At 70.6% G+C, this 14,001-nt stretch carries 16 protein-coding genes; 8 read left to right on the top strand and 8 right to left on the bottom strand.

The genetic code is table 11. The annotated features are described in order from the left end of the window. Window positions 1-112: 112 nt before the first annotated feature. The 3 genes from AXZ95_RS10540 to AXZ95_RS10530 all read left to right on the top strand — a co-directional run bounded on the left by AXZ95_RS10540 (window position 113) and on the right by AXZ95_RS10530 (window position 1,891). Window positions 113-922 (top strand): NmrA family NAD(P)-binding protein, encoded by an 810-nt coding sequence (locus tag AXZ95_RS10540; protein WP_018191005.1) that lies wholly within the window; start codon window positions 113-115, stop codon window positions 920-922. Window positions 923-951: 29 nt separating this feature from the next. Then, the gene (locus tag AXZ95_RS10535) at window positions 952-1,359 is read left to right on the top strand and encodes an arsenate reductase ArsC (protein ID WP_018191004.1); all 408 of its coding nucleotides are present in this window, start codon (window positions 952-954) and stop codon (window positions 1,357-1,359) included. Between the two features lie 289 nt (window positions 1,360-1,648). Then, entirely contained in the window at window positions 1,649-1,891 is a 243-nt protein-coding gene (locus AXZ95_RS10530; RefSeq protein WP_018191003.1) for a hypothetical protein, read from the top strand. A gap of 24 nt (window positions 1,892-1,915) precedes the next feature. Here AXZ95_RS10530 and AXZ95_RS10525 read toward each other — a convergent pair whose 3' ends face one another. Beyond that, window positions 1,916-2,527 carry a TetR/AcrR family transcriptional regulator gene (locus AXZ95_RS10525; protein WP_018191002.1) on the bottom strand — a complete coding sequence of 204 codons (612 nt, stop codon included), beginning with the start codon at window positions 2,525-2,527 and terminating at the stop codon, window positions 1,916-1,918. Between the two features lie 78 nt (window positions 2,528-2,605). On the opposite strand from AXZ95_RS10525, the gene AXZ95_RS10520 reads away from it, so the two are divergent. Further along, window positions 2,606-3,049: an ester cyclase gene (locus AXZ95_RS10520; protein WP_018191001.1), complete on the top strand. Its 444-nt coding sequence runs from the start codon at window positions 2,606-2,608 to the stop codon at window positions 3,047-3,049. Between the two features lie 27 nt (window positions 3,050-3,076). Here the strand turns inward: AXZ95_RS10520 and AXZ95_RS10515 are convergent, their stop codons facing one another. Beyond that, window positions 3,077-3,544 (bottom strand): SRPBCC domain-containing protein, encoded by a 468-nt coding sequence (locus tag AXZ95_RS10515; RefSeq protein ID WP_018191000.1) that lies wholly within the window; start codon window positions 3,542-3,544, stop codon window positions 3,077-3,079. 76 nt (window positions 3,545-3,620) lie between these two features. Between AXZ95_RS10515 and AXZ95_RS10510 the strand changes: the two genes are divergently transcribed. Beyond that, complete coding sequence (locus AXZ95_RS10510) at window positions 3,621-4,427, top strand: SRPBCC domain-containing protein (RefSeq protein WP_018190999.1); 807 nt, start codon at window positions 3,621-3,623, stop codon at window positions 4,425-4,427. A gap of 1 nt (window position 4,428) precedes the next feature. On the opposite strand, the gene AXZ95_RS10505 is transcribed toward AXZ95_RS10510, so the two are convergent. From AXZ95_RS10505 to AXZ95_RS10495, 3 genes are read right to left on the bottom strand one after another with little or no spacing between them, the layout of a single operon-like run. Beyond that, window positions 4,429-5,262: a carbohydrate ABC transporter permease gene (locus AXZ95_RS10505; RefSeq protein ID WP_018190998.1), complete on the bottom strand. Its 834-nt coding sequence runs from the start codon at window positions 5,260-5,262 to the stop codon at window positions 4,429-4,431. After that, complete coding sequence (locus AXZ95_RS10500; RefSeq protein WP_018190997.1) at window positions 5,255-6,193, bottom strand: sugar ABC transporter permease; 939 nt, start codon at window positions 6,191-6,193, stop codon at window positions 5,255-5,257. Before AXZ95_RS10500 ends, AXZ95_RS10505 begins: the two co-directional genes overlap by 8 nt. After that, window positions 6,190-7,524 carry a sugar ABC transporter substrate-binding protein gene (locus AXZ95_RS10495; RefSeq protein ID WP_018190996.1) on the bottom strand — a complete coding sequence of 445 codons (1,335 nt, stop codon included), beginning with the start codon at window positions 7,522-7,524 and terminating at the stop codon, window positions 6,190-6,192. Before AXZ95_RS10495 ends, AXZ95_RS10500 begins: the two co-directional genes overlap by 4 nt. A gap of 198 nt (window positions 7,525-7,722) precedes the next feature. Between AXZ95_RS10495 and AXZ95_RS10490 the strand changes: the two genes are divergently transcribed. From AXZ95_RS10490 to AXZ95_RS10480, 3 genes are read left to right on the top strand one after another with little or no spacing between them, the layout of a single operon-like run. After that, the gene (locus AXZ95_RS10490; RefSeq protein WP_018190995.1) at window positions 7,723-9,144 is read left to right on the top strand and encodes an LLM class flavin-dependent oxidoreductase; all 1,422 of its coding nucleotides are present in this window, start codon (window positions 7,723-7,725) and stop codon (window positions 9,142-9,144) included. After that, window positions 9,141-10,349, top strand: a complete 1,209-nt coding sequence (locus tag AXZ95_RS10485) for an acyl-CoA dehydrogenase family protein (protein ID WP_018190994.1) — start codon at window positions 9,141-9,143, stop codon at window positions 10,347-10,349. Before AXZ95_RS10490 ends, AXZ95_RS10485 begins: the two co-directional genes overlap by 4 nt. Before the next feature lie 10 nt (window positions 10,350-10,359). Further along, a complete protein-coding gene (locus tag AXZ95_RS10480; RefSeq protein ID WP_018190993.1) occupies window positions 10,360-11,586 on the top strand; it encodes an acyl-CoA dehydrogenase family protein in 1,227 nt (408 codons plus the stop codon). A gap of 16 nt (window positions 11,587-11,602) precedes the next feature. On the opposite strand, the gene AXZ95_RS10475 is transcribed toward AXZ95_RS10480, so the two are convergent. The 3 genes from AXZ95_RS10475 to AXZ95_RS10465 all read right to left on the bottom strand — a co-directional run bounded on the left by AXZ95_RS10475 (window position 11,603) and on the right by AXZ95_RS10465 (window position 13,725). After that, the gene (locus AXZ95_RS10475) at window positions 11,603-11,974 is read right to left on the bottom strand and encodes a VOC family protein (RefSeq protein WP_018190992.1); all 372 of its coding nucleotides are present in this window, start codon (window positions 11,972-11,974) and stop codon (window positions 11,603-11,605) included. Between the two features lie 67 nt (window positions 11,975-12,041). Continuing rightward, on the bottom strand, window positions 12,042-12,602 hold the full coding sequence (locus AXZ95_RS10470) for a dihydrofolate reductase family protein (RefSeq protein ID WP_018190991.1): 561 nt from the start codon (window positions 12,600-12,602) through the stop codon (window positions 12,042-12,044). A gap of 175 nt (window positions 12,603-12,777) precedes the next feature. After that, window positions 12,778-13,725: an RNA polymerase subunit sigma-70 gene (locus AXZ95_RS10465; RefSeq protein WP_018190990.1), complete on the bottom strand. Its 948-nt coding sequence runs from the start codon at window positions 13,723-13,725 to the stop codon at window positions 12,778-12,780. Window positions 13,726-14,001 lie beyond the last annotated feature (276 nt).

Below are 14,001 nucleotides of genomic sequence, written 5' to 3'. Positions count from 1 at the left end.
CGCCTGACGGCAGCCTTCCCTCGCGTGCGCGCGACGACGGTCTCGTGACGGCCGGGAGTCCTCGACTCCCCCGCCCCGGAACCCTTTATCGTCGACTCTTCAGGAGCACGCAATGACCCACATCCTCATCACCGGCGCGTCCGGTCGTCTCGGCGGCGCGGCCGTCCGATCCCTGCTCACCCTCCACCCCGCCGAGGAGGTGCATGCGCTCGTCCGGTCCGACGAGGCGGCCGGCCGGCTGCGGCGGATCGGAGTGGATGCGCGACACGCCGACTACGCCGATCCCGCGGGCCTCGCCACGGCCTTCCGCGGGATCGACCGCCTGCTGTTCGTCTCGAGTCCCGTGCTCGATCCGGACGAGCGACTCCGGCAGCACCGCGCGGTGCTCGCCGCTGCGGCCTCGCTCGAGCACGTCGTCTACACCAGCGTCCACGGCGGCGACCATGACCCTGCGCATGCGGCGACGGAGGCGGCCCTGCGCGAACGCGGCGCGGCGACGATCCTGCGCAACGGGTTCTACACGGAGCCGTTCGTCACGGCCGCGGTCGAACAGGCGGCGAGCGGATGGATAGGGTCGGCCACCGCATCCCGTCCGCTGGCCACCGCATCCATCGCCGACCTCGCAGAAGCCGCCGCCCGCGTGGTCGCCGATCCGCCCGGCGAGGAGCTGTGGGAGCTGCGTGGGCCGGCGTGGACCTACGAAGAGCTCGCCCGCATCCTGAGCGGTCTGCTCGGGCGGCCCGTCGCACACCGGGATGTGTCCGTGGCCGATGCGGGTCCGTTCGGGCCATTGCACGCCGCGGCAGCCGCGGGGGTGCTCGCGCACGAGACGGACGATCTCCGTCGGCTGCTCGGACGCGAGCCGCGGGGGGTCGGGGCGGTCGCCGCGAGCGTGGTCGAAGACATCGACGGTCATCTATGATTCGGGTACCGAGAGAATGCGAGGCCGCCGTGTCCGACCGCCCCACCGTCCTGTTCGTCTGCGTTCACAATGCCGGACGCTCCCAGATGGCCGCCGGATACCTCCGCGAACTGTCCGGGGGTCGCGTCGAGGTGCTGTCCGCCGGCTCCGAGCCCGCCGACCGGCTCAATCCCGCGGCCGTCTCCGTGATGGCCGAGGAGGGCATCGACATCGCCGGGAACACCCCGCAGATCCTGACGACGGATGCCGTGCGCGAGTCCGACGTGGTGATCACGATGGGATGCGGTGACACCTGCCCGATCTTCCCGGGCAAGCGCTACGAGGACTGGGACCTCACCGACCCCGCCGGTCTCCCGGTGGAGCAGGTGCGCCCGGTGCGCGACGACATCAAGCGGCGCGTAGAGGCCCTCATCGCGGAGCTGCTGCCCGCCGGCTGACCCTGGCCGTGCCGCTCGCGGCGCGGCCGGAAACGGAGGGGACGCCGGGCACGCTCGCCCACATCCCCTCCGTTTCCGGCGTTTCACGGGGTCAGGCTGCCGAATCGCCTCCGTTTCCCGCACTCGAACCTTCGCTCGCGGCGCGGTCGGAAAGGGAGGGGATGCTGCGGCGACACCCCGCCGCCGTGCCGGAACGGAGGACGTCCGCCGGGCCGGGCCGCGGGATGTCCTCCGTTTTCAGCGCGTGGGCGGAGGCTAGGCTCGGCCCGACGAGAGGGGTGAGGGGACGATGACGCAGTACCGCGCGGTGTTCGACGCCGAGGTGACGTTCTCGAACGAGGGCGGATTGCAGGCGCAGGGGTTCCGCGTCGACGTTCCCGGACCCGAGGTGACGCCCGAGGAGATCGGGCGGTTGTTCGTCACGTCGCTCGACCTGCTGATGACCGAGAGCGTCACCGTGCACGACGTCCGGATCATCGAGGAGGCTCACAAGGGCACGCGAGGCGGTCCGAGCGACCCGCGCAACCACTGACCGCGCGGGCGACCCGCAGCCCGGCTACCGCATCCCGAGCAGCTGACCCTCCAGCGTGGCCGCCAGCCACTGCTCGAAGTGCTTCGGCGTCCATCCGGCGTTGATGACGAGCTCGAGGTAGACGCCGCTCGCGGCGAACGCCCGGTACACCGCCTGGGCCTCGGCCAGAGGGACGACCAGCGCGTCCTCCACGGAGGCGATCAGGCTGTCCATCACGCGGTTGCGCGCGCGGAGCTTCGAGCGCAGCAGGGCCTGCGTCTCCGCATCCTCGTCCAGAGCGGAATCGAGGATGCGCACGACGTCGAAATCGGTCGAGTACAGCACCGTCAACCAGCGGGCCGCTCCCGCCATCCGCTCCCCCGGCTCCGGCAGTTCGAGGATCTCGCGGGCGAGTTCGCGGGCGCGCGCCCGCTCCAGCCAGCGCTCGCAGATCACGTTGAGGATCTCGCGCTTGGCCCCGTAGGCGGCGTAGACGGTCCGGGTGCCGACGCCGGCCTCCCGGGCGATCGCCTCGATGCTGGTCACCGCATACCCGTCGCGTGCGAACAGTGCCTGAGCGGCCGTCGCGATGCGGAGGCGCGTCTGCAGCGCCTGCTCCTGCCGGTAGGAGGATGCGGTCTTGACGTCGGCGTTCACGAGATCGATACTAATGGTGCAGTCAATGCAGTGTTACTGCACTGACCGCAGTGAAGGTGCAGACGAAGGAGTCCTCCCATGATCACCACAGACGCAGAACCGGCCGCGGTCGTCCTTCTGGAGCGGATGCTCCACGAGGGATTCGCCGGCGGCCGCACCGACATCGTCGACGAGCTCTGCTCCCCCGACCTCGTCGAACACCAGCTCGGGCTCGCCGGGACGGGCGCCGACGCCATCGCCAAGGTCAAGAAGGGCATGGCCGACGTGCACACCGCCTTCCCGGACCTCCGATTCACCATCGGGGACTGGGCCCAACGTGACGACATCGTCTGGGTGCGCGCCGAGGGTTCCGGAACCAACACGGGGCCCTTCCTCGGGGCGCCGACCGGGCGGCCGGTGCACTTCACCGTCATCGACGTCGCGCGTGTCGCCGAGGGGCGGATCGTCGAGCACTGGGGTGTGCCCGACCGCTTCGCGATCCTGCTTCAGCTCGGCCGTATCGAGGTCCCTCAGCCTCAGTGAACGGCGCCACGGCCTTCGCCTGGCGAGCTACTCCCCTGCGTCAACCAGGCGTGCGAGGTTGTCCAGCTCGTTCGCCCGGCCGGCCAGGAGCCGCTCGGTCCACACATCGTCGTGCAGCGGCTCGACCTTCATGATCACACGCGTCCCACCGTCGACCGGCTCGAGCTCGACCTCGGTCAGCTGCTCGTAGGGCTCGCGGCCGGGCACGAAGTCGATCAGGGAGCGGTACCCGAGCCGTGTCGGCCGCTCGACCGTCGTAAAGATCTTGCGAGATTCCGTGCTCAGCGGCATCCCGTTCTGCTCCATGAACGCCACGTGCTCGGGCGCCGTCGCCGTCATCGTGTAGACGAGCTCACCTCCGGGCCGCAGGTCGAGTGCGGACACGTCGGTGCGGAACCCGTCCGGCGCCCACCATTGCCCGATGCCCGCCGGGGTCGTCCAGAGTTCCCAGATGGTCTCGGCAGGGGCTGCGATGATCCGTTCGATCGTTTCCATAATTTGCTCCCTTGTTTGACCGCACGATATATTCGTTGCAACGAATGTGTCAAGCAATGATCGATCGGAGGGACGGATGGCGGTCGAAAGCGACCGGGTGCACGCGATCCTCGCGGTACTCGCAGAACCGACGCGGTTCCGGATCATCGAGACGCTGGCCATCCGCCCGCACACGGTCGGCGAGGTCGCCGCCGTCCTCGGGGCCTTGCAGCCTCAGACGACCAAGCACCTCCAGGCACTCGAGGCTGCCGGCGTGGTGCGTATCCACCGGCTGGGCCGGCGCAAACTCGCCTCCCTGAACCGAGCGGTCCTCGACGAGGTCGCCGACTGGCTCGGCGGTCTGTCGGCGGCGACTCCGGACGACGTCGCCCTCGCGCGATACGCAGACGCGGTAGCGGCAACCGAGGAGCGGCTCTCCGACGACGCGGCCGGTCACGCGACCATCCTGCACTTCCGTCGGACCATCCCCGCTCCTCCGGCACAGGTGTGGGAGGCCTGGACCGATCCCCGCCTCCTCGCGCAGTGGTGGGCTCCCCGGCATTTCGAAGTCGAGCGCAGCCAGTTGGATGCGACTCCCGGCGGTCGCGTCGAGCTCCGCCTGCGTGAGGCCGACGGCGCGCGTTACGCCTCGGCCGGTACGGTCAGTGCCGCGGAGCCGGGACGCCGCCTGGAGTTCACGCTCGCACCCCTCGGGCCTGACGGGAAGCCGCTGTTCGACGCCGTGCACGAGTTGACCCTGTCGGGCAGGACGCGTTGCCGCATGGAGCTCACGATCCGGGTGGCAGACGCGGATGCTGCAACCGCACCCATGATCGCCGGCCTCGAACCGGGGTGGACGCAGCTGCTGGACGCCCTGGCGGAGGTCGCGGCACGCCCGGCGTGACTCAGCGCGTCGACCCCGCCGTCAGCCCCGACACCAGCCTGCGCTGGAAGAACGCGGCCGCGGCGAACACGGGGATGAGCCCGATCACCGATGCCGCCGCGAGCTTGCCGTAGTCGGTGATCCGCTCCCCCAGCATCAGCGTCAGCACGACCGGGAGGGTCTGCGCGTCCGGCGACTGCGTGAGGAAGGCGGCGAGGAGGAACTCGTTGTAGTTGAGCACCGCGACGATGATGCCGACCGCGACGAGCGCCGGGGCGAGCAGCGGGGTGACGATGCTGACCAGCACGCGGAAGCCTCCCGCGCCGTCCAGCTGGGCGGCCTCGTCGAGCTCGGCGGGGATGCGCCGGGTGAAGCCTTCGAGCAGCCAGACGGCGACCGCGACGTTCGAGAGGGCGTAGACCAGGGTCAGTCCGGGGAGCGTGTTGTTGAGCGACAGGGAACGCAGCAGCGTGAACAGCGGGATGACCGCGACGATCGGCGGCAGCAGCCACGGGCTCAGCACGGTCGCCGCCAGCGTGCGCCCTCCCGCGCGGTACCGGGTGATCGCCCAGGCCGCAGGCACGGCGATGACGAGCGTCAGCGCAGCACCGGCCAGGGCGGCGACGAGGGAGTTGAACACACTCTGCAGCAGGCCGCCGGAGAGGGCGTTCACCCAGTTCTGCGGCTGCGGGTGTGCGGGGACGAGGAGGCCGGCGCCGACGTCGGCGCGCGACATCAGCGACACCGACACGAGGTACGCGATCGGGACCAGCGTGCCGGCGAGCACCAGCGCGAGCACGACGACCGCGGCGATGGGCCGGCGGTCGCGGGATCCGGCGAGCAGGCGGTCAGTCACGGTGGAGCCTCCTGGCGATGAGGATGACCGGCAGCGTCACGACGGTCACCACGACGGCGAGCAGCAGCGTGATGGCCGACGACCGGCCGAGGTCGAACTGCTGCAGCGCTGCCTGGTAGATCAGGTACGCGGGCATACTCGTGGAGGTGCCGGGCCCTCCCGAGGTCAGCACGAAGACCAGGTCGAACACCTTGAAGGCGAGCACCAGCCGGATGAGGAAGGCCGCCGCAATCGTGCCTGCGATGGCGGGCAGCGTGATGCTGCGGAAGAAGCGGAACCCGTGCGCACCGTCGAGCGCCGCGGCCTCGGCGACCTCGCGGTCCTGTCCGAGGAGTGCTGCGAAGACGAGGAGCGCGATCAGCGGCGTCCACTCCCACACGTCGGCGACACCGATCCCGACCAGCGCCCAGCCCGACGACAGCACGGCGACGGGCGCGCCGTGGTACCCGACCAGGCTCAGCAGCGTGTTGAGCAGGCCGCCCGACGGGTTGAAGATCAGCTTCCAGAGCACACCGACGATCACCGGCGGAGTGATCAGCGGCAGCAGCAAGAGGGTGCGGCTGAGCGAGCCGCGAGAGGTCGCGCTGCGCAACGCCAGTGCGGTGACGACGCCGAGCACCGTGCTCGCCGCCGACACCACCAGGGCGTAGACCACGTTGCGCGCGAGCGAGGCGGTCACATCCCCGTCCGTGAGCGCGTCGGTGAGGTTGGCCGTACCGACCCAGCTCTGCAGCGGCCGGCCGAGCGACGACTCCGACAGCGCGGTCAGCACGATGAAGACGAGCGGGTACGCGCCGAGCACGAGCGTCGCGAGCACGGTCGGCGCAACCATGGCACGGCGCACGCCGGCGCCGCCCGCCCGGGCTCGCCGCGCGGGTGTGCGCGCGGCGGCCCGGGGGGCGGCGTCGGTGACGAGGGCGGCCTCCGTCACTTGAGGATGCTCTCCCACTTCTTCTGGATGTCGTCCATCGTCTGCTTGGCGCTCCCGCCCTGGCCGGCGAGCAGCTTGGCGAGGCCGTCCGTCAGCACCTGGGCGAGCTCCGTCGCGTGCTTCCCGGTGGGCCAGGCGAGCGATCCGGTCAGGGTGGCCTTGTTGACGTTCTGGATGGTCGGGAAGTCCTTGCCGTAGGTCGCGTCGTTCAGCGAGCTCTTCCGGTTCGGGTCGATCCCGGTGGGCGGCGACGCGACGAGCAGCTGGGCGTTGACCTTCGACGAGGTCGCGAACTGGATGAACGCCTTGGCCAGGTCCGTCTTCTTGGTGTTGGCGGTGATCACCCAGGTGAAGCCGGCGACCAGCGATGCGCGGGAGGTCGTGTTGGATCCACCGGTCGGCAGCGTCACGACGCCCCACTTGCCGGCGACCTTCGAGTCGCTGGATGCGTCCTCCGAGCGGACGCCGAGGTCGGTCCAGTTCTCGATGAACCCGACTTTGCCGGCGAACCAGGCGCTGTTCCCCGCGCCGAAGTCCGTCTCGGCCGGCGTGGGCAGCGCGTACTTGTTCACATCCACGAGGGCCTGCGCCGCCTGCACGGCCGCCTCGGAGTCGAGCGCGGGCTTGCCCTTCGCGTCGAGGAACTCGCCGCCGAAGCCGGCGAGGCGGTTGGCGTAGCTGGCGCCGAGGATGAGCGGCGACTTCTGGCCGAAGACCGCGGCGCCGTACACGCCCTGCGCCGACTCGTTCGCGGTGATGGTCTTCACGTCCTGCAGGTACTCGTCCCAGGTCTTCGGCGGCGCCTGGATGCCGTTCCTCGCAAGGATCTCCTTGTTGTAGAACAGCACGTGCGTGTCGCCGTCGAACGGCAGGCCGTAGCGCTTATCGCCGACCTTGCTGTAAGCGTCGTAGATCGACGGGATGAAGTCGGACGTGTCGAGCGCTTTGTCGTCCTTGATCCAGGTGGACAGGTCCTGGATGGCTCCGTCGGCGGCGAGATCGCCGAGCGAGACGTACCAGGGCGCCGCCGCATCGATCGTGTTCGCACCGGACTGCTGGTCGAGCGCGATCTTGGAGCCGATCTCGTCATAGGGAACGATGACGGTCTTGACGGTGGCGCCGGTCTCCTTCTTGAACTCGGCGGCGAGCCACTTGGCGGCGCCCTCGTGCGACGAGATCATCTCGACGGTCAGGGTCTGACCGGCGAACTTCTTGCCGCCGGAGGCGGTGGATGCGCTGGAGCCGTTCGAGGCGCCGGCGCAGCCCGCGAGCACGAGTGCGGTGGCGGCGAGGGCGGCGACCGCAGCGGCGGAACGTCGTCGGGATGTCATGGGTGCTCCTCGGGAAGGGATCGGAGGTGGGTGCCGGGCGCGGAAGGCCGGACGCACGGAAAGCCGGATGGTGAGTGCCGTCACGGTAGGGACTCCCCCGGCTCTGCCGCAAGCGAGTGTGACGCTGTGCTACGCCGACGCAATCTGGCGTCACATGCGCTGGCCCACCGGCGCGGGAGCCGCTAGCGTTCCGCACCTATGGCCGACCGAATCATCCTCAACGCGTTCGACATGAGCTGCGTCACCCACCAGGCACCCGGACTCTGGCGTCATCCCGACAACCAGGCGCACCGCTACACCGACCTCGACTACTGGACCTCTCTGGCTCGGACGCTCGAGCGCGGCGGGTTCGACGCCCTCTTCCTCGCCGACGTGCTCGGGGTGTACGACGTCTACCGCGACTCCGCCGCCCCGGCGCTGCTCGATGCGGCGCAGATCCCGCTGGGCGACCCGGTCGTGCAGATCAGCGCGATGGCCGCGGTGACCGAGCGTCTCGGCTTCGGAGTGACCGTCGCGACCACGTACGAGCAGCCCTACCTGCTCGCGCGCCGGTTCTCGACGCTCGACCACCTGACCAAGGGCCGGATCGGCTGGAACGTCGTCACCTCGTACCTCGACTCGGCCGCCCGCAACCTGGGGCTGCGCAAGCAGATCGCCCACGACGACCGGTACGGGATCGCCGAAGAGTTCCTCGACGTCACGTACAAGCTGTGGGAGGGGTCGTGGGAGGACGGCGCGGTCCTGCGCGACCGCGAGACCGGCGTCTTCACCGACCCGGCACTGGTGCACCCGATCGAGCACGACGGCGAGCACTACCGGGTGCCCGGCATCCACCTGAGCGAGCCGAGCCCGCAGCGTACGCCCGTCGTCTTCCAGGCCGGCGCGTCGCCGAAGGGCCGGGAGTTCGCGGCGAAGCACGGCGAGGCCATCTTCATCAACGGCCTCACGCCCGAGCTCACACGCAAGGCGACGGACGACATCCGTGCCCGTGCCGCCGCGATCGGCCGACCGGCTGAGACGGTCAAGATCCTGACTCTCGCGACGGTGATCGTCGCGCCGACCGACGAGGAGGCGCAGGCCAAGCTCGACGAGTACCGCACGTACGTCTCGACCGAGGGGGCGTTCGCGCTCTACGGCGGCTGGTCCGGGCTCGACCTGTCGCAGCTGCCGCTCGACGAGCCGCTGCAGTACATCGACACCGACGCCGCACGGTCGGCCCTGTCGATCTTCACCACGGCCGACCCGAACCGCCAGTGGACGGCCCGGGACATCGCCGAGTACGTCGGCATCGGCGGGATCGGCCCGGTGGTCGTCGGAAGTCCGACCACCGTCGCCGACGAGCTGGAGCGCTGGATCGAGGTGGGCGGCATCGACGGATTCAACCTCGCGTACGTGGTCACCCCGGGGAGCTTCGAGGAGTTCGTCGAGCTGGTGGTGCCCGAACTGCGCGCCCGCGGCCGCCTCGACGAGCAGCCCGGGACGACCCTGCGGGGACGCCTGAACGGCACAGGCGACGCCGTCGTGCCCGCCTGGCACCCCGCGCACGCCTACCGCGGTGCCTACCGCGGACGCCCCAGCGCCGCGGACCGCCGCGAGCCCGTGACCGAAGGAGCAGCATGACCCGCAGCTATTGGACCGGACAGGCCGACGCCGCCGAGCTCGCGCACTGGGAGGCCGTCGCCACCGAGGCCGCCGACCGGCTGGCCGTCGACGCCCTGGAACGTGACCGGGCGAACCAGGATCCGACCGCCGAGCTGGAGCTGCTGCGCGACGCCGGGCTCGTGAACCTGCTCGACCCTGCGGAGTTCGGCGGAGGCGGTGCGCACTGGGAGACGGCCTTCCGGGTGATCCGCGTCCTGTCGCGTGCCGACGCCTCGGTCGCGCAGGTGCTCGCCTATCACTACATCAACTCCGGCAACATCGGCTTCGCCGTCGCCCCGGAGCGCCAGCCGGACCTGTACCGCCGCACGATCGACGGACGCTGGGTCTGGGGCGACTCGGTCAACCCGGTCGATCCGGACCTCACGCTCACCGACCTGGGCGACGGACGGTACCGCCTCGACGGCACCAAGCGCTTCTCGACCGGCGCCTCCGCCGGCGATATCGTGCTGGCGGCCGCGACCGTCGCGGGCGGCGCGCGGGGCGGGACCCCGGTGTTCGTGCTCCTCGACCACGACCGGGCGGGCATCCGCTATCACGGCGACTGGGATGCGCTCGGCCAGCGGCTGTCGGCGAGCGGTTCCGTCACCTTCGACGGTGTCGCCGTGGACGAGTCCGACATCCTGGGCGAACTGAGCGACGAGCCGTTCTCTACCCTGATCACCCCGGGCATCCAGCTCGCCTTCGGCAACCTGTACCTCGGCATCGCCGAGGGTGCGCTCGCCAAGGCGCGCGAACTCACCCTCGCCCGCACGAACTCGTGGTTCCTCTCCGGCGTCGACCGGTATGCCGAGGACCCCTTCGTGCTGCGCGTCTTCGGCGAGCTGCTGTCGCGGGTCGAGGCCGTCGAGGCCCTCGCCGACGCGGTCGGCCGCGAGTTCGACGCCGTCGTCGACAAGGGCGAGGACGTCACCGCGGAGGACCGCGGCCGGCTCGCCCAGCGGATCGCCCGACTGAAGGTCGTCTCCACCGAGGTGTCGATCGAAGTGACCACGCGCGTGTTCGAGGTCACCGGATCCAGCTCGGCTCGCGCCTCCGTCGGGCTCGACCTGTGGTGGCGGAATGTGCGCACGCACACCCTCCACGACCCGGTCGACTACAAGAAGCTCGAGGTCGGCGCGTACTACGTCAACGGCGACCTGCAGCCCATCTCCCTGTACACCTGATCGGAGCGACATGACCGACACGACGACCGCCGCCCGTCCTTCCGCGCCCGCGAGCGCCGCCGAAGCGCTCGAACGGCTGGAGCCGATCCTGGAGCGTCTGCGGAGCTCGGCGTCGCGCCGGGAGCGCGAGCACGAGCTGCCGACCGGCGTGGTGCGCGAACTCGCCGATGCGGGGCTCGGTGCTCTGCGCGTCCCGCGTGAGAACGGCGGCGCCGGCCTGAGCTTCGTCCAGCTGGGCGAGGTGCTGGTGGAGCTGGCGGCTGCCGACTCCAACCTCCCGCAGATCTTCCGCGGTCACTTCGCCTTCGTGGAGGACCGGCTCACCGCTCCCGCCGCCGCCGAACGCGACGCCTGGCTGGAGCGCTTCGCGGCGGGCGAGATCGTCGGCAACGCCTGGAGCGAGACCGGATCGGTGGGCATCGGCGACTCCGGGACGCACATCCGTCGCACCCCGGACGGCCCGCGCGTCGACGGCCGCAAGTTCTACACCACCGGCAGCCTCTACGCGGACTGGATCGACGCGACCGCGAAGGACGCGGACGGCACCGACGCGACCGTCCTCCTGCGTGTCGACCAGCCGGGAGTGTCGGTGCGCGACGACTGGGACGGTTTCGGCCAGCAGCTGACCGGCACCGGCACCGCGGTGTTCGACGACGCAGCCGCATCTCCGGCCGACGTCTTCCGGTTCTCCGACCGCTTCCGGTACCAGACCGCCCTCTACCAGTGGGTGCTCGTCAGCGTGCTGGCGGGCATTGCCCAGGCGACCGAACGGGAGGCGGGTGAGGCGCTGCGCGCACGCACGCGTGTGTACAGCCATGGCCTCGCTCCGCTGGCGAAGGACGATGGGCAGCTGCAGGCCGTGATCGGCGAGATCTCGGCGGTCGCGTTCACCGCGCGAGCACTGGTCCGTTCGGTGGGCGAAGCCCTCGATGCGGCTGCCGCCACCGCAACGCGCCGCGGCAGCGCGGAGGACGACGAGGCCAACGTCCGGGCGGAGATCGCCTCGGCGCAGGCGCAGATCGTACTCAGCCAGTCGGTTCCGCTCGCCGCGACCAGGCTGTTCGACACGCTGGGCGCCTCGGCCGTGAGCCGCGCTGCCGGCCTCGACCGGCACTGGCGGAACGCGCGCACGGTCGCATCCCACAACCCCTGGGTCTACAAGGCGCGCATCGTCGGCGACTGGAGCGTCAACGGCACGGTTCCGCCCTACATCTGGCAGATCGGCACCGCGAGCTGACTCGCGACGGGCTCGTTCAGGCGCCGGCTTCGTCGTCGGTGACCGGCGCCTCCCACAGCTCGATGGGCAGCCCCTCCGGGTCGTGAAGCCGTGCGAACCGGCCGTAATCGCCATCCCACTCCGCCCTCCGCTCGACCGCGATCCCGGCCGACTCCAGCGAGCCGACCAGCTCATCCAGTCCGCTGACCCGCAGGTTCAGCATGAACGGCTGGTCGGCCGCGAAGTAGTCGGAGTCGGCCGGGAACGGCGCGAACACGGTCATGCCGCCCTGCTGCTCCCACACGCTGTCCGAGCCCGCCGCGATCCCGAGATGCTCGCGGTACCAGGCCGCGCGCGCCTCCGGATCGCGGCTCCGGATGAACAGTCCGCCGATGCCCTCAACGCCCACTGCGACCTCCTCGCCTCGGCGCTCAGGCTAGCAACCGGCGGTCGCTCCGGGCGATCGTTGCGGGCGATCACCCCCGCGGATCGAACACGGACAGCACGGCCGGGCCGACCTGCTCCGCCGACACGAGCCGCAGTTCGGTCGGGCTGGCGACGTCGAACAGCCGTCTGCCCGCCCCGACCGCGGTCGGGAACGTCAGCAACCGGTACTCGTCGATGGCGTCCTTCCGCGCCAGTTCGGCGACGACCGATCCGCTGCCGATGACGACCACATCCCGCTGCTGTAGCGTTCGTGCGAGCCAGCCGTCCAAGCCGCCGTCCACCCTCGTCGAACCGGACCACGCGTCCAGCGCCACCGGCCTGCTCGCCAGCACGGCCTTGCTCGCCTGATTCATCGCCCGCGAGAACGGGTCGTCGCGGTTCGGCCAGAGGGTGCTGAAGTGCTGCCAGGTGCGGCGGCCGAACAGCAGCGTCCCGGTCTCGAGGATGCTGCCCAGCCGGAACTTGTCCCCCGCGACCCCCTGTGGCCCGAACCGCATCGCCCAGCCGCCGAACGGCGTGCCGTCGCTGCCGTCCGGATCCTCCACCACGCCGTCCAGCGTGATGAACTGCACCACGATCACTCGTCCCATTCGCTCGTCTCCTTCTGTTGGCGTTCTCGTTGCGTTCACACGGGCATACGAACGAGCGCTCCCGAACTCATCTCCGCCCTCTCCGCCCACCGTCGAGTCCGCAAAAACTGCACGCTTGCGGGCCCCGGAGCGTGCAGTTTGTGCGTACTCGACGGTGGAGGTCTGTGGGTGGGGGTCAGCGGGTGGGGGCGAAGAGGGCGAAGAGGCGGGGGTCCTGGTAGACGAGCACGCTGGCGATGGCGTCGCCGCGGGAGGTCTCGGAGCCGTCGAAGAGCTGGACGGTGTGCGGCTCGCGGCCCTGCTCGGTGACCCGGTACAGCAGGAAGCCGCGCTGGCCGTTCGCGGCGATCGGTTCGGTCGCCCAAGAGGTGCCGCGCCAGGTGAACAGGTGCTCCATGAAGGCGGCGAACGGTGCGCGTCCGATCGACCACTGCGGCACCGGCGGCATCTCGAACACGACGTCGTCGGCGACCAGGGCTGCCAGAGCCCTCACATCGGCGGCCCGGATCGCGGCCGCGTAATGCTCGACGACGCCCGGGCGGAGGGGATGCGCGCGCCGCGTCCCCTCGCGGATCGCCGCGCGAGCTCGCTGCAGGGCCGAGTTCGCCGACGCGACGGAGACGTCGAGCACGGCCGCGGTCTCCCCCGCGGTGAGCCCGATCACCTCGCGCAGCACGAACGCACCGCGCTGGAGCGGCGACAGCGTCTGCAGCATGGCCGTCACGGCGAACCGCACGTCCTCCGCCTCCTCCGCCGCCGAGGCAGGCTCCGAGTCGGATGCCGCACGGCCGGCCCAGCCCGCCGGCGCGGGCAGCAGCCACGGAACGTCGAAGGCCGGCACGAGCGGCGCGCCCACTTCGATGCCCGGATCCGTCAGGTCACGGGGAAGCGGCCGCCGAGGGGTCTGCCGCAGCCGATCGACGCAGACGTTGCGTGCGACGCGGTAGGCCCAGGTGACGAAGGATGCGCGGGCCGGGTCGAAGCTGTCGCGGGCGCGCCACATCCGCTCCAGCGCATCCTGTACCGCATCCTCGGCCTCGAACGGCGACCCGAGCAGCTGGTACGAGAACGCGAGCAGACCCCGGCGGACGCCCGCCAGGTCCGCCTCCGAGAACGCCGCCATGGGCTGATCCTAGTGACGCCAGGCCGCCCACGCCGCGGCCCGCTGATCGAGGACCCGCAGCTCGGCGAGGCCTCCGGACGCGGCCGCAATTGCGGTCATGCCGCCGCGCCGTGTTGCGGAGGAATGATACGGTCTGCGAGAAATACCGATTGAAATGTTGGAGCGCAGATGGTCAGGGCTGTCGGGGTCGATACGACCGCGTTGAGGGCGGGTGCGAAGTCCTTGGAGGGGGCCGTGATGGGCCGTCGCCCGTCGGCGACGGAGGGTCACGGTTTC

Origin of the sequence: Leifsonia sp. 115AMFTsu3.1, assembly GCF_004362795.1 — a bacterium.
GTDB lineage: Bacteria > Actinomycetota > Actinomycetes > Actinomycetales > Microbacteriaceae > Leifsonia.
This window is presented reverse-complemented; position numbering and strand designations above follow the sequence as displayed.

Excerpts from the sequence above, each read along its gene's own strand:
- AXZ95_RS10540 (WP_018191005.1), top strand. The coding sequence starts at position 113 with ATGACCCACATCCTCATCACCGGCGCGTCCGGTCGTCTCGGCGGCGCG.
- AXZ95_RS10530 (WP_018191003.1), top strand. The coding sequence starts at position 1,649 with ATGACGCAGTACCGCGCGGTGTTCGACGCCGAGGTGACGTTCTCGAAC.
- AXZ95_RS10520 (WP_018191001.1), top strand. The coding sequence starts at position 2,606 with ATGATCACCACAGACGCAGAACCGGCCGCGGTCGTCCTTCTGGAGCGG.
- AXZ95_RS10515 (WP_018191000.1), bottom strand. The coding sequence starts at position 3,544 with ATGGAAACGATCGAACGGATCATCGCAGCCCCTGCCGAGACCATCTGG.
- AXZ95_RS10510 (WP_018190999.1), top strand. The coding sequence starts at position 3,621 with ATGGCGGTCGAAAGCGACCGGGTGCACGCGATCCTCGCGGTACTCGCA.
- AXZ95_RS10495 (WP_018190996.1), bottom strand. The coding sequence starts at position 7,524 with ATGACATCCCGACGACGTTCCGCCGCTGCGGTCGCCGCCCTCGCCGCC.
- AXZ95_RS10490 (WP_018190995.1), top strand. The coding sequence starts at position 7,723 with ATGGCCGACCGAATCATCCTCAACGCGTTCGACATGAGCTGCGTCACC.
- AXZ95_RS10485 (WP_018190994.1), top strand. The coding sequence starts at position 9,141 with ATGACCCGCAGCTATTGGACCGGACAGGCCGACGCCGCCGAGCTCGCG.
- AXZ95_RS10480 (WP_018190993.1), top strand. The coding sequence starts at position 10,360 with ATGACCGACACGACGACCGCCGCCCGTCCTTCCGCGCCCGCGAGCGCC.
- AXZ95_RS10470 (WP_018190991.1), bottom strand. The coding sequence starts at position 12,602 with ATGGGACGAGTGATCGTGGTGCAGTTCATCACGCTGGACGGCGTGGTG.
- AXZ95_RS10465 (WP_018190990.1), bottom strand. The coding sequence starts at position 13,725 with ATGGCGGCGTTCTCGGAGGCGGACCTGGCGGGCGTCCGCCGGGGTCTG.